This is a genomic window from Streptomyces rubellomurinus (genome assembly GCF_000961885.1).
Classification (GTDB): Bacteria; Actinomycetota; Actinomycetes; order Streptomycetales; family Streptomycetaceae; genus Kitasatospora; species Kitasatospora rubellomurina.
The window spans coordinates 67,833-89,545 of sequence record NZ_JZKH01000014.1; the positions used below are offsets into that span (position 1 = coordinate 67,833).

Consider the following 21,713-nt stretch of genomic DNA (forward strand, 5'->3'; position numbering starts at 1 on the left):
CCCACCAGGCCGGCCCGGCCGGGGTGCACCCGCTGTCAGCTTGGCGCCACCACCGCGCACCCATCGTGTCGGGTTTGTCCACTGAGGGTCAACGAGCGGCGTTCCATTGGCAATTACTTGCCAGTCGCCCCGTCCGACCGGCCGTGCTCCCCGGCCGTGCCCTCGGCGAGCGAGCGCAGGGTCTCCAGTTGGCGGCGCATCATGAACAGGTCGCCCCAGGCCATCGCCCGGCAGCGCAGCCGCCCCAGCGGCCCGCCGCCCCGGCCCACCAGCAGCTTGACCACCAGCCGGGTCAGGCCCGGGCCGTCGTCCTGGACGACGTAGCTGATCGCGAACCCGCCGAACGCCCCCCGGGCCCACGGGGTGTCCAGCACCATGGTCAGGTGGCGGTCCACCTCGAAGTCGGTGAGCTCGAAGATGGTCATCACCCGCTGGCCGTGCTCCAGCACCTCGGCGCCCGGGGTGAGCGAACGGGGGCTGAGCCGCCCGAAGTTGTCCAGGACGTCCCAGCTGTACGGGGCGACCTTCAGCTGGCACAGCCAGCGGAACACCACGGCGCGCTCGGCCCGGACGGTGACGGCCCGGAACCACTCCTCGGCCGGCGGCGGCAGCAGGCCCTCGCACGGGTACCGGGCCTCGCGCTCCTCGGGCCGGGCGCCCCAGTTGCGCGGATCGACCACCACGGCGCTCACCCGAGGGACCGCTTCAGGAAGTCGAGCACGGCCTCGCGGTACTGCTCGGGCACCGTCTTCAGGCCCTGCAGGTGCTCCGTCCCCGGCAGCACCAGCACCTCGGCCTTCGGGTAGTCGGCCGCGAGCCGGCGCACCTCGTCCACCGGGATGATGCTGTCCTCCTCGCCCGCCAGGAAGAGCGAGGGCACGCGCAGGTAGGCGCCCTCGGCCGGCGGCGGCCACTCGCCGTGCAGCATGGCCGTGCCGACCGAGCCGAAGACCCGGCTGAGCACGCCCAGCGCGGGCGCGGTGCGCAGCGGCCGGGGCACCGGGATGCCCTTGGCCTCGATGAAGTTACGGAACAGCGGCGGGATCTCGCGGGCCGGGCCGCTGTCGGTGACGATCGCGTCCACCGGGCAGTCGGGCCGGCGCAGCAGGTAGAACGAGGGGAAGGTGGAGAAGGAGAAGCCGAACACCGCCACCTTGGCGTCGGCGTAGCCGCGCTGCTCGCGCAGGTACGCCACCACGGCCGCGACGTCGTCGGTGTGGCGCCGGCTCAGGCCCCAGCAGGCGCGGTCGGTGAAGCTGCGGCCGTGGTTGCGGTGGTCGAACAGCGCCACCGTGTACCCGGCCTCGTGCAGGAACGCGGCCTGGGCGAGGCTCGCGGACTTGCTCAGCCCGATGCCGTGCCCGACCACCACCACCCGGTCCGTGCCGCCGGGGCAGAGCCACACGTGCAGGTTCCGCCCCGGTCCGCCCACGGGGAGCAGCACCTCCTCGGCGTCCAGGCCGAACTCCTCGGGAGTGCGGTGGTGCGGGCGGCGGGGCGGGTGGTACACGAGGTAGGAGAGCGCCGCGGCGTACAGCGGCGCCACGGGTACGGCCAGGACGGCCAGTGCCCTGGTCAGCGGGCTCGGCCGTCGACCCCGGGTGTCGGCGGGCGCGTCCTGGTCACCAGTCGGTGCGCGGTCCATCGGTTCCCTCCCCGCTCGGATTCCCGGCCGAGCCCATTATGCCTGTGCACCACCGGAACTGATGCGCACTACCGGAATTGACCGATCGTCAGTTCCGGCCGTGCGCGCCGCGACGCCGGGCCGCAGCGCCGGGCCGCGGCGCCTCAGAGGACGATGCCGCCGTCGACCTGGAGCACCGAGCCGGTCACGTACTGCGCGCCGACCAGGTAGGAGACGGCGTCCGCCACCTCCTCGGGCCGGCCGAGCCGGCGCAGGGCCACGTTCTCCGTCGCCCGGGTGCGCACGGCGTCGGGGAGTTCGGCGGTCATGTCGGTCTCGATGAACCCGGGCGCCACCACGTTGGCCCGGATCCCGTAGCGGCCGACCTCCTTGGCGAGCGCCTTGGTGAAGCCGATGACCCCGGCCTTGGAGGCGGAGTAGTTGCTCTGCGTCGGGTTCCCGTAAACGCCGGAGACCGAGGAGAGGGTGATGATGCAGCCGGACTTGCGCTTCATCATCTCGAACACCACGGAGCGGCAGACGTGGAACGTGCCGTCCAGGTTGGTGTCCATCACCTCCCGCCAGTCCTCCTGCTTCATCATCAGCAGCGGCTGGTCGCGGACGATCCCGGCCGAGGTGACGACGATGTCGATGCCGCCGAGCTCCGCGGTGACGGCGGCCACCAGGTCCCGCACCTGCGGCAGGTCGGCGACGTCGGTCTGCCGGCTGTAGGAGCGGGCGCCGAGCGCGGCGAGCTCCTTCTCCAGCTCCTCGGCCGCGTCGGGCCGGGAGCGGTAGCAGAAGGCCACGTCGTGCCCGTCCGCGGCCAGCCGCAGCGCGGTGGCCCGGCCGATCCCGCGCGATCCGCCGGTGACCAGGGCCACCTTGCCCGTCCTCGCGTTCATCCGATCTCCTTCGTGGACACCGCCGGCTGCTCGGCGGTGAGCTCGGTGGCGGGCCGCATCGCCATGACCACCCGCCCGATCTCCAGCACGGTGCGGCCGTCCACCGCCGCCTCGCCCTCGAAGATCACGGTGTCGCTGAACGACCGGACCAGCCGGACGTGGTGCACCAGCACGTCGCCGGGCAGCACCGGGTGGTGGAAGACCACGTCGGCGATGCCGCCGAAGAGCATCACCTGCCCGGTCAGCACGTCCGGGTTGGGCAGGTCCCAGGCGGCCAGCACGCCGGCCGCCTGGCACCAGGACTCCACCAGCAGGACGGACGGGTAGGCGTGCTCCCGGTCGTCCGCGCCCTCCGGCAGGTCCTGGTACCAGGGCTCGTTGGCGGTCACCGCCTTGCGGGCGGTGAGCCGCTCGCCGGGGACCAGGTCGTCGACCCGGTCCACCAGCAGCATCGGGTAGCGGTGCGGCAGCACCCGCTTGATGCCGGCGACGGTGATCACAGCTCCCCCTCCTCGGTCTCCTCGGTGAAGCGCAGCCGTACGGCGGCGGCCTGGCCGCGCGCGGTGCCGGCCACCGCGCGGCAGCGCCAGGCGCCGTCCTTCTCCTGCCAGGCCAGTTCGACCTCCAGGCGGTCGCCGGGGAAGACCGGGCTGAGGAAGCGGGTGGACTCGATCGCCGCCAGCCTCAGCCCCGGCTTCGGCAGCGTGGCGAGGGCGGTGAGGTGGACGTGCTCCACCACGCAGACCCCGGGGAAGATCGGGAAGCCCGGGTAGTGGCCCGGGAAGACCGGCTCGTCCGCCGCCACCAGCACGGCGGCGGTGCCCGCGCCGTCCGCCGCCGGCTCGGGGCGGCCCCGCACCGGGCTGACCGCGCCGGGCATCAGGCCAGCCCGAGCTTGTCGGCCAGCAGGTCGTGGGCCTTCTTCAGGCAGGTGACCTGCTTCAGCTCCTCCTCGCCGAGGGTGACGCCGTACTTGCGCTCCAGGACGACCATGACCTCCATGGCCATCAGCGAGTCCACGCCGACCTCGTTCACGAAGTCGGCCTCGTCGGTCAGTTCGCTCTCGTCCACGTCGAGGACGTCGGCGACGGTGGTGCGCAGCTCGTCCATGTCCAGGACAACGTTCGACATGATTCCTTCTTCCTGTTCGGTCGTGCTCGCGCGGGCTTCGGGGCCCGGGAGCCGGGTGGGGCTCGGAGGGAGGTCAGGGGTTGCCGGGGGCCGGTCGGCGGGCCCGGGCGGGGTCAGACGAAGAAGACGTCCCGGTAGGCGGACCAGTCCGGGCCCGGCGCGTCCGGTCCGCCGGCCCGGCGGACCCCGGGCTGCAGCCAGCCGGGCCCGGCCTCGAAGTGGGCGAGGTCCGCCGCGTCGACGTAGACCCCGGCGCCGTGTTCGAGCAGGCTGCGGACGGAGTCGCGCGGGCTCGGCAGGGTGTCGAGGGTGTCGTGGCCGACCCGGACGGACGGCGCGGGCCGGGTGTCGGCCGCCGCGAAGGTGACCGCGAGGCCGCGCAGCAGGACGTCCACGCCGCCCAGTTGGCGGTTGAGTTCGCGGGCGAGGTAGAGCACGTCGGCGAACTGGGTCTCCAGCGCGCCGCGGTAGGCCCGTTCGATGACCAGCAGCCGCCGGCCGGGCCCGTCCTCCCGGTCGGTCCGTTCGGTCTGGTCCGCCATCTCAGATCACCCCCAGGAAGAGCGTGGTGCGCGCCGCCGCCACGTGCTCGGCGAACTTGAACGGCGGGCGCAGCTTGATCCGGTCGGCCAGGGGCACGCTGCCGCGCTCCTCGGTGCAGAACCGGCAGGAGTACCAGGTCAGTTGCTCCGGGAACGCGTCCAGCAGCCGCTCCGCGAGGGCCAGCGTGGACGGGTAGCCGTGCGCCCAGTTCTCCAGGTTGCGCGGCTTGGTGGCGCCCAGTGCGGCCTTGGCGATGCCGGTCGCGTGGCCGCAGGTCCACAGGTGGACGGTGGCGCCGCGCTCCAGCAGGGCCTGGGCCAGCCGGACGGCGCTGGTGAGCATGTCGCTGGTGTGCGGGGCGCCCATCAGGGCGAGCAGCACGTCCGCGTCGGGGATCCGCTGGGCCATCTCAGTGCCACACTCCTCGCACCTGCGGCTCCAGCAGCCGCTCGGCGACCTCGGCCATCTCCACCAGCCGCGCTCCGTCCAGCAGTTGGTCGGCGGTGAGGGCGCGGTGGGCGAGCGAGAAGCCGTCGACCCAGACCTCGCCGCCCCGCTCCAGCAGGGTGTGCAGGGCGCTCGGCCCGCTGGGCAGCGCGGCCACCACGCCGTTCTCCACCAGGAAGAGCACCACGCGGTGGCCGGCCGCGCGCAGCGCCACCGCGTCCTCGGCGAACCGGTCGGCGCCCGGCCCGGCCCACGGGCCCTGGGACTCGGTCAGCAGGTAGTCAGCCACGGCCCACCATCCGGTCCTCGCCCTTCCCCGTCCCGGGGTCCTTCACCGTCCCGAGGTCCTTTCCCGGCCCGGGGTCCTTCCCGGCCGGTCCGAACGCCTCGGTGAGGAAGCCCAGGACCCGCTCGCGGTAGTCGGCCGCGTCGAACCGGATCGCGTTCATGTGCAGGGCGTTGGGCGCCGTCCAGCTCACCGCGTCCGGGTAGCGGGCGGCGACGGGGGCGATCTGCGCCGGCGGCACCACCGCGTCCTGCCCGCCGGCCACGAACATCAGCCGGGTCGGCACCGCCCGCAGGTCCGGCGGCCACTCGCGGACCACCAGCATGGCCTGGCCGATCAGGCCGAAGGCGCGCCGGTAGAGCGCGGCCGGCAGGCCCTCGGTCAGTTCGGCGGGCAGCGTGCCGCGGCGCAGGGTGGCGAAGTGCCGCAGCCCGGCGCCGATGTCGTACATCGGCCCGCTGTCGCAGACCACCGCGGCCACCGGGTGGCCGATCCGCCGGAGGACGTTGAGGCAGACCCAGGTGGAGAACGAGAAGCCGACCAGCGCCACCTGCCCTCCGCCGAGCTGCGGGTCGGCGTGCACCCAGCGCAGCACGTCCGCGAGGTCGTCGGTGTACCGGTCGGCCATCCGGGTCAGCCGCCGGTCCCGCCCGCTCTCGCCGTGGTTGCGCATGTCGTAGGCGACGACGTGCCAGCCCGCCCGGTGCAGCAGCTGGATGTGCGCCAGGGTGCTGGACTTGGTGCGGCCCATGCCGTGGCAGAGCACCACCGTGTCCGGCCCCGCCCCGGGGACCGCCCAGCCGTGCAGGGCGATGCCGTCCCGGCTGGTGGTGAGGGTGAACTCGCGCTGCGGCAGGCCCTTGTCGGCCGGGGTGCGGCCCGGTTTGCCGGCCGGCGGGTGGTACACCTCGAAGGCGTGCCGGGCCGCCGTGCCGAGCGCGGTCGCGACGGCCGAGGGCAGGCGGGTGAGGCTCATCAGCTGGTCAGCGCCTCTCCGCCGTCGACGCCGATGATGTTGCCGGTGATCCAGGAGGACTCGGCCTGCGCCAGCAGGACGACGGCCTCCGCCACGTCCTCGGGCCGGGTCAGCCGCCCGTGCGGGTTGCTGCGGGCGGCCAGCTCCAGCAGGCTCTCGTGCTCGGGGATCCGCTCCAGCGAGGGGGTCACCGTCACGCCGGCCCGGATCGAGTTGACCGCGACCCGGCTGGGCGCCAGCTCCAGGGCGAGCTGGCGCACGTGCGACTCGAGCGCGCACTTGGCCGCCGACACCGCGCCGTAGTTGGCGGTGACGCGCTGGTCGCCGGCGCTGGTCATCGCGAAGATCTTGGAGCCGGGGCCGAGCAGGCCGGCCCCGTACAGGTCCTGGCTCCAGTAGACCAGCGAGTGCGCCATCACGTCGAGCGTCATGTTCATCTGACGGCTGGTCAGCACGGCTCCGCCGTCGACCGGCAGGTACGGCAGCAGGCTGCCGAAGGCGAGCGAGTGCAGCAGCACCCGCAGCGGCCGGCCGCCGGTCAGCTCGGTGAAGACCGGCAGCAGCTCCGCACGGGTGGCGGCGGCGGCCGCGTTGGCGTTGAAGAAGTGCGCCTCGACGCCGGTGGAGCGCAGCTCCTCGACGGCGGCGCGCGCCTTCTCCTGCCCCGCGGCGGTGTCGAAGTGCACGCCGAGCACGTTGGCCCCGGCCAGCGCCAGGCCCTTCGCGGTGGCGAGGCCCATCCCGCTGGAGGCCCCGAGGACGAGGTTCCAGCTGCCTTCGAGTGGTGTGGTCATGACGTCCTGCCCATCCGATCGTCGGTCCGGTCGATCCAGCGGTGCATCAGGTCCGCTCCGGCGGCGTCGCCAGGACGACGGCCAGGTTGCCCTCGCCGGCGGCGGTGACCACCGCCACCGGGCCCTCGCCCTCGGCGAGCGCGCCGGCCACCTGCAGCACCGGCTCCAGCGAGCCGGCGCCGGCCTCGACCCGGGTCGCCCCCGTGCCGAGCGCGGCGCTCACGGCGGCGGCCACCGGGGAGTCGTCCACCACCGCGACGGTGCGGTGCGGCCGTCCCTCGGGCAGCCCCAGTTCGGTCAGCAGCGCCGCGATCCGCCCGCGCAGCCGGTCCGCCGCGCCGGCGGCCGCCCGGGGCGGCAGGAAGAGGCTGCGGGCGGCGCAGTGGCCGTAGCCGCGCACGCCCCGGGCCCGGAGCCGGTCGGCGGGCTCCAGCACCAGGGCGACGGCCCCGCGCTCGGAGGTCCGCGCGCCCGGGTCCCCCTCGGGCAGTGCCTCCTCGGTGGCGCCGGCCAGCAGCCAGGAGGCCCGGCCGAGGCCGACCGCCCGGCTGCCCGCCTCGATGGCCTCCAGGCCGGCCACCCGCGGCGAGGTGAGGGTGAGGTTGAAGCCCTTGAGCGCGTGCTCGGTGGCCAGCCGGCTGCCGAACAGGTTGATCGAGAAGTACGGCGCGGTGGCCGGGTTGAGCATCCGCGCGCCCTCGGCGACCACGGTCGCGTCGATCGCGGTGTGCACCGCCACGGCCGCGCTGTTGGTGCCGACCGCGGCGCCGCGCCGCTCCTCCTGCTGCTCGGGCTCGCCCGCGTCGGCCAGCGCCTGCCGGGTGGCCGCGAGCAGGTACTGGGTGGCGCTGGGCAGGTACTTGTAGCCGCGCGGCCCGAGCCGCTCGCGGTGGTCGAACCACGGTTCGGGGCCGGCCTCGCGCGGGCCGTGCGCGGCCTCGCCCGCCCGGTCGGACCACGGGGTGACGACCCCGATGCCGGAGACCATCAGATCGGTGCTCATACCCCCGCCTCCTTCAGCACCAGGGACACGTTGTTGCCGCCGAAGGCGTAGGCGTTGACCAGGGCGTAGCGGCCGGTCAGCGGCGTGGCCGCGGTGGGCAGGAACACCTTGCACTCCGGGTCCTGCTCGCCCAGCGCCATGTTGGGCGGCACCGTGCGGCGGTAGAGGATCTGGACGGCCGCGACGAGGGCCAGCGCGGCGGCGGCGCCGCCGGTGTGCCCGAGCAGGGCCTTGAGGCTGTACACCGGCAGCCGGTCCGGGGTGGCGCCCAGCACCTCGCCGAGCACCTGGCTCTCCACCAGGTCGTTCAGTTCGGTGCCGGTGCCGTGCGGCACCACGCAGCCGACCTGGTCCGGGGTCGCGCCCGCCGCCGCCAGCGCCTCGCGCATCGCGCGGGTGATCTGGGTGCCGGTGGGCTCGGGCGCGGTGGCGTGGTAGGCGTCGCAGCTCCAGCCAACGCCCGCCAGCTGGGCGTACACCCGCCGGGCCTGTCGGGTACGGGCGTGCACCGCGGACTCCAGGACGACCATCCCGGCGCCCTCGCCGAACAGGGTGCCCTTGCGGTGCCGGTCGAACGGGCGGCAGCGTTCGGGGTCGATCGCGCTCAGGCGGTTGAAGCAGGCCAGGGCGACCCGGGAGTAGGCCTCGGCGCCGCCAGCCACCACGACGTCGGCCTCGCCGGAGCGGATCAGGTCGGCGGCGAGCGAGAGGCCGAAGCCGCTGGCGGCGCAGGCGTTGCTGACGCTGGAGTTGGCGCCCTCGGCGCCGAACCAGGAGCCGACCGCCGAGGCCACCGAGAAGACCGGGGACCAGCGGTCGGACTCGGGCCGCCCGTCGGTGCGCCACTGCTCGTGCAGGCCGGAGTCGCCCATCCCGGTGCCGATGACCACGGCGACCCGGTGCGGCGGCACGTCGCTCAGGCCCGCGTCGGCCACCGCCTGGCGGGCGGCCTCGATCGCCAGCCTGGAGCCGAGGCCGAGCCGCAGGTCGCCGTAGCGCTCGGGCCCGGTCGGCACCGCGTCGCCGGGCACCGCGTACATCAGCGGCAGCTTCATCTGCGCGTACGGGTCGGGGACCGTGGTCGGGGTGCTCCGCGCCGCGGTCAGGCCCTCCCAGAAGGCGTCCACTCCGGTGCCCAGGTGGGAGACCACTCCCACGCCGGTGATCAGCACGTCGTTCATCAGGTCCTCTCGCCTCGTGCGTGGGCTCGTACCTGCCGAAGATCACTACGGAGTTTTTGCGTGCGAATCCGGTGATCCGGTCGTCCGACTCGATATCTCCGGCTCGATATCTCCGGCTCGACCGAGGAATCCGCCAGGGAATCGAAATGATCCTCCGGGGTGGCTTCACCGTATTCAGCGGCGGCCGGGGCGTTCAACGCGCAGTCAAGTTGCTGCCAGCGCGGGTGAACGGACGCACTCAACCGATTGGCAGCTTCTGGCCATGCGGGCCGCGCGGGTTGCTAGGGCGGCCCGGGAACCTCCTCGGGAACCGACCCGGGAACCGCCCCGAGAACCATCCAGGAAACGCCCAGGAACCGCTCGGGAAATGCCGAATGGCGTGCACCGGTGACCGGTACACGCCATTCAACACGTCCCTGCGGAACGCCGTCCACCGAACCGTCAGAATGCGGCCTCGGGCAGTTCCATCAGGGACAGGTCGCTCCCTTCCGCGAGCCGCCGCCACACCGGGAGCACGGGCAGCACGGTACGGGTGAAGAAGCCGGCCACCGCCACCTTGCCCTGGTAGAACGGGCGGTCCCGGTCCGAGGCGGCGGGCAGGCGCTCCAGGGCCACCGCGGCCTGGCGCAGTAGCAGGTAGCCCACCATCACCTCCCCGGTGGCGAGCAGCAGCGCGGTGGTGTGCTGGCCCACCCGGTACAGCTCCCGGCCGTCCTCGCCGGCGCCGGAGAGCTGGGCCAGCAGCGCGCCGAGCATCCCCTCCAGGGCGTCCAGGGCCGTGGCCAGCCGGTCGCGGCCGGCGGCCAGTCGCTCGCCGCCGTGGGCGTCGGCCAGGAACTGCCGGATCTCCCCGGTCAGCCGCCCGAAGGCGACGCCGTTGTCCCGGACGACCTTCCGGAAGAAGTAGTCCAGGCCCTGGATCGCCGTCGTCCCCTCGTACAGGCTGTCGATCTTGGCGTCCCGGATGTACTGCTCGATCGGGTAGTCCTGGAGGTAGCCGGAGCCGCCGATGGTCTGCAGGCTGTGGGTCAGCTGCTGGAAGCAGCGCTCGGAGCCGAAGCCCTTGACCACCGGGAGCAGCAGGTCGGCCAGCCCCTGGGCGGCCGGATCCGACGCGCCCCGGTGCCCGGCCTCGACGACCCGGTCCTGCAGGCCGGCCGTGTACAGCACCAGGGCGCGCAGGCCCTCGGCGTAGGCCTTCTGGGTCATCAGCGACTGCCGCACGTCGGGGTGCCGGGTGATCGGCACCCGGGGCGAGGACTTGTCGGTCATCGCGGTGAGGTCCGGGCCCTGGACCCGGTCGCGGGCGTACTCCAGGGCGTTGAGGTAGCCGGTGGAGAGGGTGGCCATCGCCTTGGTGCCGACGAACATCCGGGCGAACTCGATGATCGTGAACATCTGCCGGATGCCGTCGTGCCGGTCACCGAGCAGCCAGCCGCGGGCCGGCCGGTCCACCCCGAAGGTCAACTCGCAGGTGGTGGAGGCCTTCAGGCCCATCTTGTGCTCGACGTTGGTGGCGAAGACGCCGTTGCGCTCGCCGAGTTCACCGCTCTCCCAGTCGAAGTCGTACTTCGGCACCAGGAAGAGCGACAGACCCTTCGTGCCGGGCCCGGCCCCCTCGGGACGCGCCAGCACGAAGTGCACGATGTTCTCGGCGAGGTCGTGCTCACCGCCGGTGATGAACCGCTTCACCCCGCTCAGCTCCCAGGAGCCGTCCTCCCGCCGGCGGGCGGTGGTCCGGGCGGCGCCGACGTCGCTGCCGGCGTCCGGCTCGGTCAGCACCATGGTGGCGCCCCAGCGCCGCTCCACCATGTGCCGGGCCAGCCGGTGCTGCTCCGCCGTGCCCAGGCGCTGGACCACGGAGGCGAAGGACGGGAAGCCGCAGTACATCCACACCGCCGGGTGGGCGCCCAGCAGCAGCTCGCCCACCGCCCAGAACAGCGAGGGCGGGCACGGCGTCCCGCCGAGCTCCTCCGCCATGCCCAGGCGCCACCACTCGGAGTCCAGGAAGGCCTGGTAGGAGCGGCGCAGGCCCTCCGGCACGGTGACCGTACGGGTGGCCGGGTCGAAGACCGGAGGCCTGCGGTCCGACTCCGCCCAGGAGTCGGCCAGCGGGCCGGCCGCCAGGCGCCGCACCTCGCCGAGCACGCCCCGCGCGGTCTCGGCGTCCAGCTCGGCGAACTTCCCCGTCCCGTAGAGCTGTCGGGAGTCGAGCACTTCGAAGAGGTTGAACTCCAGGTCGCGGAGGTTGGACTTGTAGTGCCCCATCTGGGCCTCCGAACTGTCGGGCGCTGCCCCGCAACGCCGCTGGTGGGGGTGGTGGTTCAGGACCCGGCGCCGACCGGCGCGCTCACGGGGGCCCGCAGGCCGGCGGGGCTCCGGTGCGGCACCGGCCGCGGTGCCAGCATCCCCATCTCCGCCGCCAGCATTCCGGCCCGGAACCGCGACTTCGTCCCCAGCGACTCCAGGATCTCGGCGACATGGCGGCGGTAGGTGCGCACCGAGATCCGCAGTTCGCGGGCGGCCTTCTCGTCGGTCGCCCCGGCGAGCAGGCGGGCCAGCACCTGGCCGGTGATCTCGGCGAGCTCGTACTCGGGCGGCCGGGTCCGCACGCGCGCGGCGCCGGCCGACTGCCAGACGTTGTCGAACAGCGCGCCCAGCGCGTCGATCACCACCGCCGAGCGGACCACCGAGGCGTCCGCGCCGACCGCGGTGCGCACCACCGACACGCGCCGGTCCACGATCACCGCCTCCAGCGAGGGGATCCGGGCCGGCCGTACCTCGATCGGCCAGTCACCCGCCAACTCGGCGGCGACGAAGTCGTGTTGCATCCCCGCGTGGGTACAGAGCATGCGCACCGACACCGTCCGGTCCAGCGCCGCCAGCAGCGACCTGAGGTCGGCGCACAGCTCCTTGGTGCGGCGCGGGCTCGCCGACAGCACGATGTCCACCGACGCCCGGGCGCCGCTGATGACGGTGACGATGGCCTCGCGCACCGGGCCGACGCCGGGCTCCACCAGCTCGACCGGACGGCTGCGCTGCGCCCACGTCCGGTACCGGTGGGCCGCCGTGTCGATGAGCATCCGCACGTTGCTCAGCGCGGCGTCGAGCTCCGCCTCGCCGGCCCCGACCAGGCCGCGCAACTCGGCCGCCTCCGGCACCGGTTCGAGCACCCCTGAGTCACGCTCCATAGCCACCCCCTGTGGATCGTCCCTGCACTGCCACGCCCGGCGGCACGCACCGCCGCCGGGAGCCGTTCCGCCCGGCGCCGGAGTACGGCGCCGACGCCCGGATTCCTGCGCCCGACCCCGGAGCCCTACGCCGACGTCGAGACGAGCCCGAGTTCGACCGCCCGGGCGCCGGCCTGGAACCGGGATCCGGCGTCGAGTTCCCGCATGATCTCGGCCACGTACCGCCGGTAGGTCCGCAGCGACAGCCGGAGGACCCGGGCCGCGACCTCGTCCGTCTGGCCGGCCCGCAGGCATTCGAGGATCCGCAGGCCGGTCTGGCTGCGCGCCCGGCTGTCCGGGCCGGGCCGGTCGGCGTACCGCAGGGCGCCGGCCCACGCCACCGCGTAGAGCGAGGTGAGCGCGCCGACCACGGCCGCGTCCCGGACCACCGAGACCCGGCGCTCGCCCGCGCCGCTGCCCGACCAGACCAGGGCGGCCGAGGAGTCGAGCACCACCGCCTCGCGCAGGGCCGACTCGGTGACCCGCAGCTCGCAGCGGTCCGCCGCGCGCACGGCCTCCCGCACCGGGCCCCGGCCGACCGACCGCGGATCGCAGAGCACCCGCAGCGTCGCCGGCTCCACCGCGGCCACCCGCCGGCCGGCCAGCGCCACCCGCATCAGTTCGCCCGCCGCGCCGGTGTCCGGGACGGAGACGCTGACCTGCCGGACGCCGCCGCCCACCATGGTGGCCAGCGCCGCCTCCAGCGCGGGCTGGTCCTCGATCGCCAGCGACCGCCCCGAGGACGGGCCGCGGCGCTGGAAGGACTCCACCGAGTCGAGCAGTTCGCGCGCCCGGGAGAGGGTCAGGGCCAGCTCGGCCTCCTCCGCCTGCACCGCGCCCGACCGGCCGACCGCCGCGCCGCTCCCCTCCTGCCGCTCCCACCGTGCTCCGGCGAGGCCATCCGATCCGCTGCTCGCCGGTACGTAATCCACTGCCCGTCTCCCCACTCGGACGGCCCCCACGACGGCGGGCGATCCCTGCTTGCCTGAACGCCTCGGCCGACGGGCCGGGCTGACCGCCTTCCGGCCGGTCGACTCGCAACGGTTGAAAGTGAAATGACATTCGGAACAGCTTCGATCGCATCCTCGGGGCCGGCGCACGTCCGGTCACCACCCGAACGGCCCGAACCGCAAACGAGCCACCCCGGGGCGAAGCGGGCTCCATCTCCCCATAAACGCCCAGCACGCGCAAGACCGTGGCAACTTCTTGCCAGTCCACGTTCAGGGGCCTCGACAGGGAACCGAATTCGCCTCGGCACGAAGCGACATGACGGCAGGTCAGGAGCTGCGTGACATGCTCGCGACCGGCGCGCGCCCTGCCCGCGCGCGGGACACTCAAACCCCCCAGAAGAGGGGGGTTCTGCCGCCCCCGACGCCCCCGTAGCGTCGGCTCCGCCACGGAAGGCGCCGCTCCGGACCCGAAGGCTTCACCAACCGGCCAACCGGGTTGCCCCGAGCGTCACTTCCCGTACCTTCGCAAGATCTTGACGTTGTGTGAGTTTCGAGATCCACTTGGCTCGCGTCGCATCGGGCTGCCTGGAGGGTCTCATTGGGGTCAGGGCTGCAGCGGGCCAGGCGGTTCATGCTCCTGGCCACCGGCCTGTACCGGGCCAGCCACCTGATCGGCGGCCTGGCCGCGGCCGTGGCCGGCGGGACGGGCCTCCTGCTGTTCGGGGCCGCCCTGGCGAGCAGCGCGGCGCTGTACCTGCCGGCCTACCGGCGCGGCCGCCTCGACCGCGCCGCGCTCTGGGCCGACGTCGTGTCGGCCGGCTGCCTCGTCCCGTTCCTCGCCCTGGCCACCCACAGCGCACCCGTCGCCCAACCGGGCACCTGGGTCATGCTGCTCGGCAGTTCGGCCTGCGCCGCCGCGTCGGCCGGGCTGGCGGGGCGCGAGGCGGTGGGCGCGGTCGGCCTGGTCGTCGCCGTGCACACGGCCTGCTGCCTGCGGACCGGTGAGCTGCGCCCGCTGGGCGGGCACCTGGTCTCGCTGCTCTCCTCCGCGCTGATGGCGTACGTCCTGTGGCGCTACCTGCACCGCCAGGGCGTCCTGCTGGACGAGGCGCGGGAGCGCGCCGTCCGGGCCGAGGCCGCCCGGGCCCGCCGCGCCGAACGGATCGCCCAGCACCGGGCCCTGCACGACACCGTCCTGGCCACCCTGACCGCCGTCGCCCAGCAGCGGGTCGACCCGACCCGCGCGGAGTTCCGGGAGCGCTGCGCCCGGGAGGCCTCCTACCTGCGGCGGCTGATCCAGCGCGCGGACGAGGAGGACGGGCCGGAGGGGCCGGACGGCGAGGTCGCGGCCGGCGCGGCGCTGGAACAGGCGGTGACCGCCGCCGAGGGCATCGGCCTGACCATCCACGCCCGGTACCACGGGCTCCCCACCCTGCCCGGCCCGGTGGCCCGCTCGCTGGCCGCCGCCGTGACCGAGGCGCTGAACAACGTCCGCCACCACGCCGGCACGTCGACCGCCCACCTGACCGCCACCGGGCGCGGGCACGGCATCGCCGTCACCGTGGTCGACGACGGCCGCGGCTTCGACCCCGCGCTCCGGCCCGCCGACGGCACCGGCCTGCGGCGCTCGATCCACGCCCGGATGGCGGAGATCGGCGGCACCGCCGCCGTCGACAGCGCCCCCGGCGAGGGGACCCTGGTGGAGCTGAGGTGGCCGGAGTGAGCACCGCGCCCGACCACCCGACAGCCGGCCACCCGACACCCGGCCCCCCGACACCCGGCCACCCGATCGGCGTCGCGGCCGTGGACGACGACCGGATGCTGCTGGACGGCCTGTGCTCCTGGCTGGAACGGGTGCCGCAGCTGCGCCTGCTCGCCGCCGCCCCGACCGTCGACGACCTGCTCGCCGGGCCCGGCCGGCGGGCGGACGTGGTGCTGCTCGACCTGCTCCTGCGGGACGGCTCGGCGCCCGCCTCCAACGTCGCCCGGCTGTGCGCGGCCGGCCCCCGGGTGCTGGTGATCAGCACCCAGGCCGCGCCCGCCGCCGTGGCCGACACCGTCGCCGCCGGCGCGGCGGGCTACCTGACCAAGGACCACGCCCTGGACCGGCTGGTGGAGGCGGTCACCGAGGTCGCCGCCGGCCGCGCCGTGCACTCCCCCGAACTGGCCTTCGCGCTGGCCCACGACGACCGGCCGGACCGCCCCCGGCTGACGCCCCGCGAACTCCAGGTGCTGCTCGACTACGCCTCGGGCCTGACCCTCAAGGCGACCGCCCGGCGGGCCGGGATCAGCCCGCAGACCGCCAAGTGGTACCTCGACCAGGTCAAGGACAAGTACCGGCGGGCCGGGCGGCCGACCTTCACCAAGCTCGACCTCGCGTCCCGGGTCCGCGAGGACGGTCTGGAGCGGTAACGGGCCCGGCGCCGCCGCGCGCCGGTTAGCATGGCTCAGGCCTCGGCAACGCGCCGAAGTCGCCTTCGCCACAAGGTTCGTGACACTGTCGCGGACGGGCGGGTCGGACACCGTGAGGGGGGCTCGCGTGGGATCGCCCGTCCGGAGCGCGCCTGGTCGTCGTGCGCCGTCGCGCGCGCTGCTGCCCCCGCCGCCGCGCAGGTGGCTCGGGCTGGTGGCGGCCCTCGCCGCGCTGGTGGTCCTGGTGCTCGGCGTCCGGTACGCGGGCGAGGGCGAGCCCGGCACGGTGGACGACCGGATCGGCACGGCGCTGTACGGGCCGGGGGCGCCCTGGCGGTCCGTCGCCCACGCCCTGGACGCCCTGGGGGAACCGGTGGGCGCGACGGCCCTGGTGGCGACGGCCGTGGCGGGCTGCCTGCTGCTCCGACGGCCGCGCGCGGCGGTGTTCACGGTAACCGGCGTCGCCCTGGCCGTGGGGGCGGCGACGCTGCTCAAGCACCTGGCGGGGCGCACCATCCACGGGGACGGGAACCTGTCCTACCCGAGCGGGCACACCGCCTTCCTCACCGCGTTCGCCCTCACCGTGGCGGTGCTCGCCACGAACCACCGGGGCAGCGGGCGCCCGCTCCTGCTCGGCGCGGCGCTGCTGGCCGGCGCCGTCATGGGCTGGGCGCAGGTGGTGCTGGGCGCGCACTACCCGACCGACGTGCTCGGCGGCTGGTGCACCGCGCTGGCGGTGGTGCCGGCGACCGCGTGGCTGGTCGACCGCACGGCCGACCGGCTCACCGGCGCCGGCACCGACACCGGCACCGGCACCGGCACCGACACCGGCGCCGACACCGACACCGACACCCACCGCCGACAGCCCCGCTGACGCCGGGTCACGCGAAGCGCCGAAACACCGGCTTCACCGGCCGCCCGCCCAGCCAGGGCGCGGGGTCGGCGGCGTCCAGCGCCTTCCGGTACACGGCGCACGCCCGGCCCACCGCCTCGACGGTGTGGTCGATGTCGGCGTCGTCGAGCGCGCTGCTCACCACGAACGAGGGCGCCAGCACGCCGCCGGCCAGGAGTTGGCGCAGGAACAGGGTGCGGTACTCCTGCGACGGCCGCCCGTGCTCGTCCAGGGTGGCGAAGACCAGGTTGCTGGCCCGGCCCCGGACCAGGACGTGGTCGGCGACGCCCATGCCCGCGGCGGCCTCGCGCACGCCCGCGGCCAGCCGCTCGCCGAGGGCGTGCAGCCGGGCGGTGACGCCCTCCTCGGCGTAGGTGGCCTGCACGGCCATCGCGGCGGCGAGCGCGTGCGTCTCCGCGCCGTGCGTGGTGGACAGCAGGAACACCCGCTCGCCGGGGTGGCGCAGCCCGCCCCGCTCCATCAGTTCGCGGCGCCCGGCCAGCGCGGAGACGGCGAAGCCGTTGCCGAGCGCCTTGCCGAAGGTGGAGAGGTCGGGGGTGACGCCGTACAGGCCCTGGGCGCCGGCCTCGGACCAGCGCAGGCCGGTGATCATCTCGTCGAAGACCAGCACGCAGCCGTGCCGGTCGGCCAGCGCGCGCAGGCCGGCGAGGTAGCCGGGCGGGGGTTCGGTGTGGCCGGCGGGTTCGAGGACCAGGCAGGCGATCTCGCCCCGGTGGCGGGTGAGCAGTTCCTCCGTCGCCGCCAGGTCCCCGTACGGGAACGCCACGGTGAGCTCGCTGATCGCGTCCGGGATGCCGGCGGACATCGGCGTGGTGCCGATGAACCAGTCGTCGACGGAGAAGAACGGGTGGTCGCGGCAGACGGCCACCCGGGCGCGGCCGGTGGCGGCGCGGGCCAGGCGCACCGCGGCGGTGGTGACGTCGGAGCCGTTCTTGGCGAACTTCACCATCTCGGCGGTCGGCACGGTGGCGAGGAAGCGCTCGGCGGCCCGCACCTCGACGATGGACGGCCGGGCGAAGTTGCCGCCGCGGTCGATCTCCCGCCGGACGGCCTCCAGTACCCGCGGGTGGGCGTGGCCGAGGCTGACCGAGCGCAGGCCGGAGCCGTACTCGACGTAGCGGTTGCCGTCGACGTCCCACACGTGGGCGCCGCGGCCGTGGCTGATGACCGGGGCCAGGCCCTCGGGGTACTGGTCGTCGCCCTTGGCGTAGGTGTGCGCGCCGCCGGGGATCAGGGCGTGCAGCCGCTCGTTCGCCGCCCGGGACTCGGGCAGCTGGAAGTCGTCAACGGCCATGGGGCTCACTTCTCCTTGGGGGCCAGGGCCTCGGCGAGGCCCGGTGCCTTCCGGTCCCGCTCGGACATCGACACGGGCGGCAGCGGCCAGGGGATGGCGAGCTCCGGGTCGTCGAAGGCGATCGTCACGTCCTCGGCCGGGTCGTGCGGGCGGTCGATCCGGTACGAGACGTCGGCGTCGGTCAGCGCCTGGAAGCCGTGCGCGCAGCCCGCCGGGATGTACACGCTGGCCTGGGTCCCGCCGGAGAGCCGGAAGACGGCCGTGTTGCGGAAGGTCGGCGAGTGCGGCCGCAGGTCCACCACGACGTCGAAGACCTCCCCGTGCGAGCAGCGCACCAGCTTGGCCTCGCCGGCGCCGGAGCGCAGGTGCAGGCCGCGCAGCACGCCGCGCACCGAGCGGGAGAGGCTGTGCTGGACGAAGGCGTCGGGGTCGATGCCCACCGAGCGGAGCACCTCGGCGTCGAAGGTGCGGCAGAAGAAGCCGCGCTCGTCGGCGTACGGCGTCGGTTCGAACAGGTAGGCGCCGGCGATCGCCGGGACTTCGGTCACCTTCATGAGGGCTCCTCGGGGAGGACGGCCGCGGTCAGGGCGGTGAACTGGTGGTCGAGGTGCCGGGCGGCGGCCAGGTTCCGCTCGGCGAGGATCTGCCGCAGCTCGGCGGCGTGCTTCTCCAGCTCCCGGAACTGCTCGATCAGCCGCTCGGCGTCGACCTCGCGCGCCGGGTGGCAGTACGCGTCCAGCCCCATCCGGGCCATCAGCGCGTCGCTCTTCGCCGCGTAGCTCAGGGCGAGCGTCGGGGTGCCGGTCTTCAGCGCGCAGACCAGGTTGTGGTACCTGGTGGCCACCACCGCGTCGGCGGCGGCCGTCTCGGCCATCAGCTCGGCCAGCGAGGCGGCCGGGGAGGCGGTGACCAGCGGGGAGCCGACCGCCTCGATGATCGCGGCGACCACCGCCGCGTCGGCCCCGTCGCCGGTGAGCAGCCGCACCGGCCGGCCGTCCTCGGCCAGCGCGCGGACGAAGCGGGTCGTCCCGTCCAGGTAGCGGCGGTGGATCTCCCCTGCCCGGGCGCGGTCGTCGTTGCCGCCGTGGAAGTCCATGACGCCGACGCAGACCTGACCGCCCGGGGAATCGGGCGCAGGGGGCGTCGGCAACGCGAAGGCGAGGTCCGGGTGGACTTCGTCCCGGGAGACGTCCACGCCCATCCCCCGCATCGCCTCGCGGGACAGCTCGTCCCGGTAGGAGCGGTACGCGGCCAGCCGGGCCGAGCGGCGCACCAGGGCGCGGGTGGCCCGGTCGCGGATGGGGGCGGCGCCGACGCCGACCAGCGCCACCCTGGTGCCGAGCAGCCGGCCGGAGGCACAGAGCAGGAACAGCGCGTACGGGAAGCCCCAGGGCCGCAGCGGCAGGGTGGCCTCCAGGACGCCCATGCCGGGGACGATCACCACGTCGTGCCGGCGCACCCAGGCGGCGGTGCGCACGGCGTCGACGAGCTTGCCCAGGCCCTTGCCGAGGACGGCTCCGGCCCGGTTGGCCGTCCGGTACTCCCCGCGGTACCAGTGCAGCCGGGTGGCGGGGATCCGGTAGCGGGCCGTGACGGTCTCGGGGCCGCCGCAGAGCGCGTCCACGACGGCCCGCGGATGTGCGGTGCGCAGGTAGCCGAGTACCGCCTCCAGCGAGCCGTCGTTGCCGAGGTTGCCGGCGCCGAGCAGGCCGAACACCCCGACGCGCAACGGGGGTCGGGACCTCGCCGTCATGCCCGCCGCCCCTCGCGCCCGGCCACCAGGTCGTCGACGGAGACGGTGAGCGCGGCCGGATCGACCGGGGCGCGGTCCTCGACCCGCTCGCCGGCGCCCGGGCGCAGCCGGCTGGTCATCCAGGCGGCCAGGTGGCGGCGGCAGGCGCTGCGGTCGGCCGGGGACAGCGGCGCCCGCCGGATCGCCGAGGCGAAGCCCCAGACGTACTCGGCGAGCAGCCGGGGCGTCGGGTGCAGCGGGCCGGCCCGGCGCGGGTCCAGGTTGACGCAGCGGGAGCGCTTGGAGGGGTTGGCCCGCTCGGCGCGGGTGGGGTGGTCGCGGCGGAAGTACAGCAGCTCCGGCACCTGGTGGAAGGGCCCGTGCAGGGTGAGCTCGGCGACGAAGGTGCGGTCGGCGTGGTGGTAGCTGTCGTGCGGCTTGACCCGGCGCAGCACGTCGGCCCGCAGCACGCCGTAGAAGTCGTCGCCGCCGGGCTCGAACAGCAGGCTGCGGAAGCGTTCCGGCGCGGACGGCGAGCCGGTGGCGAGCCCGTACGCGTAGGGGACCTTGACCCGGCCGGTCTCGTCGATGACGGCCTGGTCGGAGTGGGCGAGGATCACCTCCGGCCGCTCGTCCAGCGCCTGCACGCAGCGCTTCAGCAGGTCCCGGGCGTACAGGTCGTCGTGGGAGGCCCACTTGAAGAGTTCGCCGCGGCACTGGGTGAAGACGAAGTTGTGGTTCGGCGCGGCGCCGATGTTGCGCGGCAGCCGCAGGTAGCGGATGCGCGGGTCCTTCGCGGCGTAGTCGCGGCAGATGTCCTCGGTGCTGTCGGTCGAGGCGTTGTCGGAGATGACCAGCTCGAACTCCGCGTAGGTCTGGCCGAGCAGGGCGTCGAGGGATTCGGCGAGGTACTCCTGGCCGTTGTAGACGGGCAGCCCGATGCTCAACCGGGGTACGGCGGTCATGGCGTCCTCACTTCGGAGTGTCCGGGGACGGGATCGCGGTGGTGCTCGCGCAGGGCGGCGCGCAGGTGCAGCCACCAGAGGGCCGAGCCGCAGGCCGTGGCGGAGGCGACGCCCCAGGCGGAGCCGACGGTGCCGGCCAGGGCGGCCCCGCCGAGGCCGCCGCCCAGGTAGCAGGCGGAGGCGAAGAGTTGGCAACGCAGGCTGCGCCGGGCGGCGGCGAGCGCGCGCAGCCCGGCCGCCGCGCCGCTGCCGAGGCCGGCGCCGGCGACGCCGAGGGTGGCGGGCACGATGAGCCGCGAGGCGTCGTGCCAGACGTCGCCGAGGACGAGCTCGCCGAGCCGGTCCGGCATCAGCAGCAGGGCCGAGCCCCAGAGCAGGGCGGCGCCGGCCTGACCGCCGCCCAGCAGGAAGCAGAACCGGCCGAGCCGCTCGGGGGTTTGCCGCAGGACCCGGGCCGCCTCGGCGACGGTGACCAGGGACAGCCCCATCAGCAGGGCCAGGAACGGGCCCTGCAGGAGCTCGGCGCCCCGCACGGCGCCGACCGCGCCGACCCCGGCGATCGCGCCGAGGCCGTACGCCCGCAGCTGGCCGGCGCCGCTGAGGCTGACGTTCTCGACCAGGTACCGGGAGCCGAGGTCGCGCTGCTCGCGCAGCCAGCCGCGGGCCCGGGTGACCCGGGGCCGGATGCCGGACTGGAGGAAGCCGTACCCGGCCGCCGCCGCGGCGGCGGCGCCCCAGGCCAGCACGAAGGCGGCCACGGTGCCCACCCGCGCCGCCACGACCATCGCCGGGACGAGCGCGACGCCCTGCACCAGGTCGTTGGCGAAGGCCTTGTGCCCGGTGCCGGCCGCGAAGAACGCGAACCGCCGGGCGTCCTGGAGCAGCAGCGCCGGCAGGGCGAGGCCGAGGCCGGCGAACGCGGGCCCGACGTCGCCGCCGAGGCCGAGCCCGACCAGCAGGCAGCCGGCGCCGAGGGTGGTGCCGACGGCGAGCGCGGTGCCGGAGGAGCGGGCCGCGGCCGCGCGCCAGGCCTCCTGCGGCACGCCGCTGAACCGCACCATGAGCGGGTCGGTGGCCAGCCCGCGGGAGACGTTGAGCACCACGCCGTAGGTCAGCCAGGCCAGGCTGAACACGCCGAAGGCGTGCACCCCCAGCTCCCGGGCGACGTAGATGCCCACCGCGAAGTTGATCATGCTGGTGACCGCCTGGTCGGCCAGCCCCCAGGACACCCGGCCGAGCACGCCCCGCCGGGCGCCGGGCTCCTGTCCGGGCGCCTGCGCCGGCGGCCCGGCGCCGGCCGTCGTCCGCGCCCCCTCGGTGGCCATCC

The 21,713-nt window shown here is 74.8% G+C and carries 24 protein-coding genes; 3 read left to right on the plus strand and 21 right to left on the minus strand.

Annotated elements, in window-relative coordinates; translation table 11 throughout:
- Window positions 1-113 precede the first annotated feature (113 nt).
- From VM95_RS09775 to VM95_RS09850, 16 genes are all read right to left on the minus strand, one after another.
- On the minus strand, window positions 114-683 hold the full coding sequence (locus VM95_RS09775) for a hypothetical protein (protein ID WP_244178698.1): 570 nt from the start codon (window positions 681-683) through the stop codon (window positions 114-116).
- Window positions 684-688: 5 nt separating this feature from the next.
- On the minus strand, window positions 689-1,645 hold the full coding sequence (locus tag VM95_RS09780; RefSeq protein ID WP_078859741.1) for an alpha/beta hydrolase: 957 nt from the start codon (window positions 1,643-1,645) through the stop codon (window positions 689-691).
- Window positions 1,646-1,788: 143 nt separating this feature from the next.
- Entirely contained in the window at window positions 1,789-2,529 is a 741-nt protein-coding gene (fabG, locus tag VM95_RS09785; RefSeq protein ID WP_045694145.1) for a 3-oxoacyl-[acyl-carrier-protein] reductase, read from the minus strand.
- Complete coding sequence (locus VM95_RS09790; RefSeq protein ID WP_078859742.1) at window positions 2,526-3,029, minus strand: 3-hydroxyacyl-ACP dehydratase FabZ family protein; 504 nt, start codon at window positions 3,027-3,029, stop codon at window positions 2,526-2,528. The genes fabG and VM95_RS09790 overlap by 4 nt, the downstream gene beginning before the upstream one ends.
- Entirely contained in the window at window positions 3,026-3,409 is a 384-nt protein-coding gene (locus VM95_RS09795; RefSeq protein ID WP_045694147.1) for a 3-hydroxyacyl-ACP dehydratase FabZ family protein, read from the minus strand. Before VM95_RS09795 ends, VM95_RS09790 begins: the two co-directional genes overlap by 4 nt.
- Entirely contained in the window at window positions 3,409-3,660 is a 252-nt protein-coding gene (locus tag VM95_RS09800; protein ID WP_045694150.1) for an acyl carrier protein, read from the minus strand. The genes VM95_RS09795 and VM95_RS09800 overlap by 1 nt, the downstream gene beginning before the upstream one ends.
- 113 nt (window positions 3,661-3,773) lie before the next feature.
- The gene (locus VM95_RS09805) at window positions 3,774-4,202 is read right to left on the minus strand and encodes a hypothetical protein (RefSeq protein WP_045694152.1); all 429 of its coding nucleotides are present in this window, start codon (window positions 4,200-4,202) and stop codon (window positions 3,774-3,776) included.
- Between the two features lies 1 nt (window position 4,203).
- Entirely contained in the window at window positions 4,204-4,611 is a 408-nt protein-coding gene (locus VM95_RS09810; protein WP_045694154.1) for a hypothetical protein, read from the minus strand.
- Between the two features lies 1 nt (window position 4,612).
- Complete coding sequence (locus VM95_RS09815) at window positions 4,613-4,939, minus strand: DsrE family protein (RefSeq protein WP_045694156.1); 327 nt, start codon at window positions 4,937-4,939, stop codon at window positions 4,613-4,615.
- A complete protein-coding gene (locus VM95_RS09820; protein WP_063773475.1) occupies window positions 4,932-5,912 on the minus strand; it encodes an alpha/beta hydrolase in 981 nt (326 codons plus the stop codon). The genes VM95_RS09815 and VM95_RS09820 overlap by 8 nt, the downstream gene beginning before the upstream one ends.
- On the minus strand, window positions 5,912-6,706 hold the full coding sequence (locus VM95_RS09825) for an SDR family oxidoreductase (RefSeq protein ID WP_045694158.1): 795 nt from the start codon (window positions 6,704-6,706) through the stop codon (window positions 5,912-5,914). The genes VM95_RS09820 and VM95_RS09825 overlap by 1 nt, the downstream gene beginning before the upstream one ends.
- A 46-nt stretch (window positions 6,707-6,752) precedes the next feature.
- Window positions 6,753-7,709: a beta-ketoacyl synthase N-terminal-like domain-containing protein gene (locus VM95_RS09830; RefSeq protein ID WP_244178699.1), complete on the minus strand. Its 957-nt coding sequence runs from the start codon at window positions 7,707-7,709 to the stop codon at window positions 6,753-6,755.
- Window positions 7,706-8,890, minus strand: a complete 1,185-nt coding sequence (locus VM95_RS09835; RefSeq protein WP_045694160.1) for a beta-ketoacyl-[acyl-carrier-protein] synthase family protein — start codon at window positions 8,888-8,890, stop codon at window positions 7,706-7,708. The genes VM95_RS09830 and VM95_RS09835 overlap by 4 nt, the downstream gene beginning before the upstream one ends.
- A gap of 441 nt (window positions 8,891-9,331) precedes the next feature.
- A complete protein-coding gene (locus VM95_RS09840; RefSeq protein WP_045694162.1) occupies window positions 9,332-11,158 on the minus strand; it encodes an acyl-CoA dehydrogenase in 1,827 nt (608 codons plus the stop codon).
- A 56-nt stretch (window positions 11,159-11,214) separates the two neighbouring features.
- Complete coding sequence (locus VM95_RS09845) at window positions 11,215-12,081, minus strand: helix-turn-helix domain-containing protein (RefSeq protein WP_157882026.1); 867 nt, start codon at window positions 12,079-12,081, stop codon at window positions 11,215-11,217.
- A gap of 125 nt (window positions 12,082-12,206) precedes the next feature.
- On the minus strand, window positions 12,207-13,052 hold the full coding sequence (locus VM95_RS09850) for a helix-turn-helix transcriptional regulator (protein WP_157882027.1): 846 nt from the start codon (window positions 13,050-13,052) through the stop codon (window positions 12,207-12,209).
- Between the two features lie 649 nt (window positions 13,053-13,701).
- On the opposite strand from VM95_RS09850, the gene VM95_RS38670 reads away from it, so the two are divergent.
- From VM95_RS38670 to VM95_RS09865, 3 genes are all read left to right on the plus strand, one after another.
- Window positions 13,702-14,793: a sensor histidine kinase gene (locus VM95_RS38670; protein WP_052707248.1), complete on the plus strand. Its 1,092-nt coding sequence runs from the start codon at window positions 13,702-13,704 to the stop codon at window positions 14,791-14,793.
- Window positions 14,790-15,482, plus strand: a complete 693-nt coding sequence (locus VM95_RS09860; RefSeq protein ID WP_244178700.1) for a response regulator — start codon at window positions 14,790-14,792, stop codon at window positions 15,480-15,482. Before VM95_RS38670 ends, VM95_RS09860 begins: the two co-directional genes overlap by 4 nt.
- A gap of 127 nt (window positions 15,483-15,609) precedes the next feature.
- On the plus strand, window positions 15,610-16,356 hold the full coding sequence (locus tag VM95_RS09865; protein WP_107072904.1) for a phosphatase PAP2 family protein: 747 nt from the start codon (window positions 15,610-15,612) through the stop codon (window positions 16,354-16,356).
- Window positions 16,357-16,363: 7 nt separating this feature from the next.
- Here the strand turns inward: VM95_RS09865 and VM95_RS09870 are convergent, their stop codons facing one another.
- From VM95_RS09870 to VM95_RS09890, 5 genes are read right to left on the minus strand one after another with little or no spacing between them, the layout of a single operon-like run.
- A complete protein-coding gene (locus VM95_RS09870) occupies window positions 16,364-17,689 on the minus strand; it encodes a glutamate-1-semialdehyde 2,1-aminomutase (RefSeq protein WP_045694164.1) in 1,326 nt (441 codons plus the stop codon).
- A gap of 5 nt (window positions 17,690-17,694) precedes the next feature.
- The gene (locus VM95_RS09875) at window positions 17,695-18,243 is read right to left on the minus strand and encodes a dTDP-4-dehydrorhamnose 3,5-epimerase family protein (protein ID WP_045694166.1); all 549 of its coding nucleotides are present in this window, start codon (window positions 18,241-18,243) and stop codon (window positions 17,695-17,697) included.
- Window positions 18,240-19,442, minus strand: a complete 1,203-nt coding sequence (locus VM95_RS09880) for a polysaccharide pyruvyl transferase family protein (RefSeq protein ID WP_045694168.1) — start codon at window positions 19,440-19,442, stop codon at window positions 18,240-18,242. Before VM95_RS09880 ends, VM95_RS09875 begins: the two co-directional genes overlap by 4 nt.
- The gene (locus tag VM95_RS09885; protein ID WP_045694171.1) at window positions 19,439-20,386 is read right to left on the minus strand and encodes a glycosyltransferase family 2 protein; all 948 of its coding nucleotides are present in this window, start codon (window positions 20,384-20,386) and stop codon (window positions 19,439-19,441) included. Before VM95_RS09885 ends, VM95_RS09880 begins: the two co-directional genes overlap by 4 nt.
- Entirely contained in the window at window positions 20,383-21,711 is a 1,329-nt protein-coding gene (locus tag VM95_RS09890; protein ID WP_045694173.1) for an MATE family efflux transporter, read from the minus strand. Before VM95_RS09890 ends, VM95_RS09885 begins: the two co-directional genes overlap by 4 nt.
- Window positions 21,712-21,713: the final 2 nt, after the last annotated feature.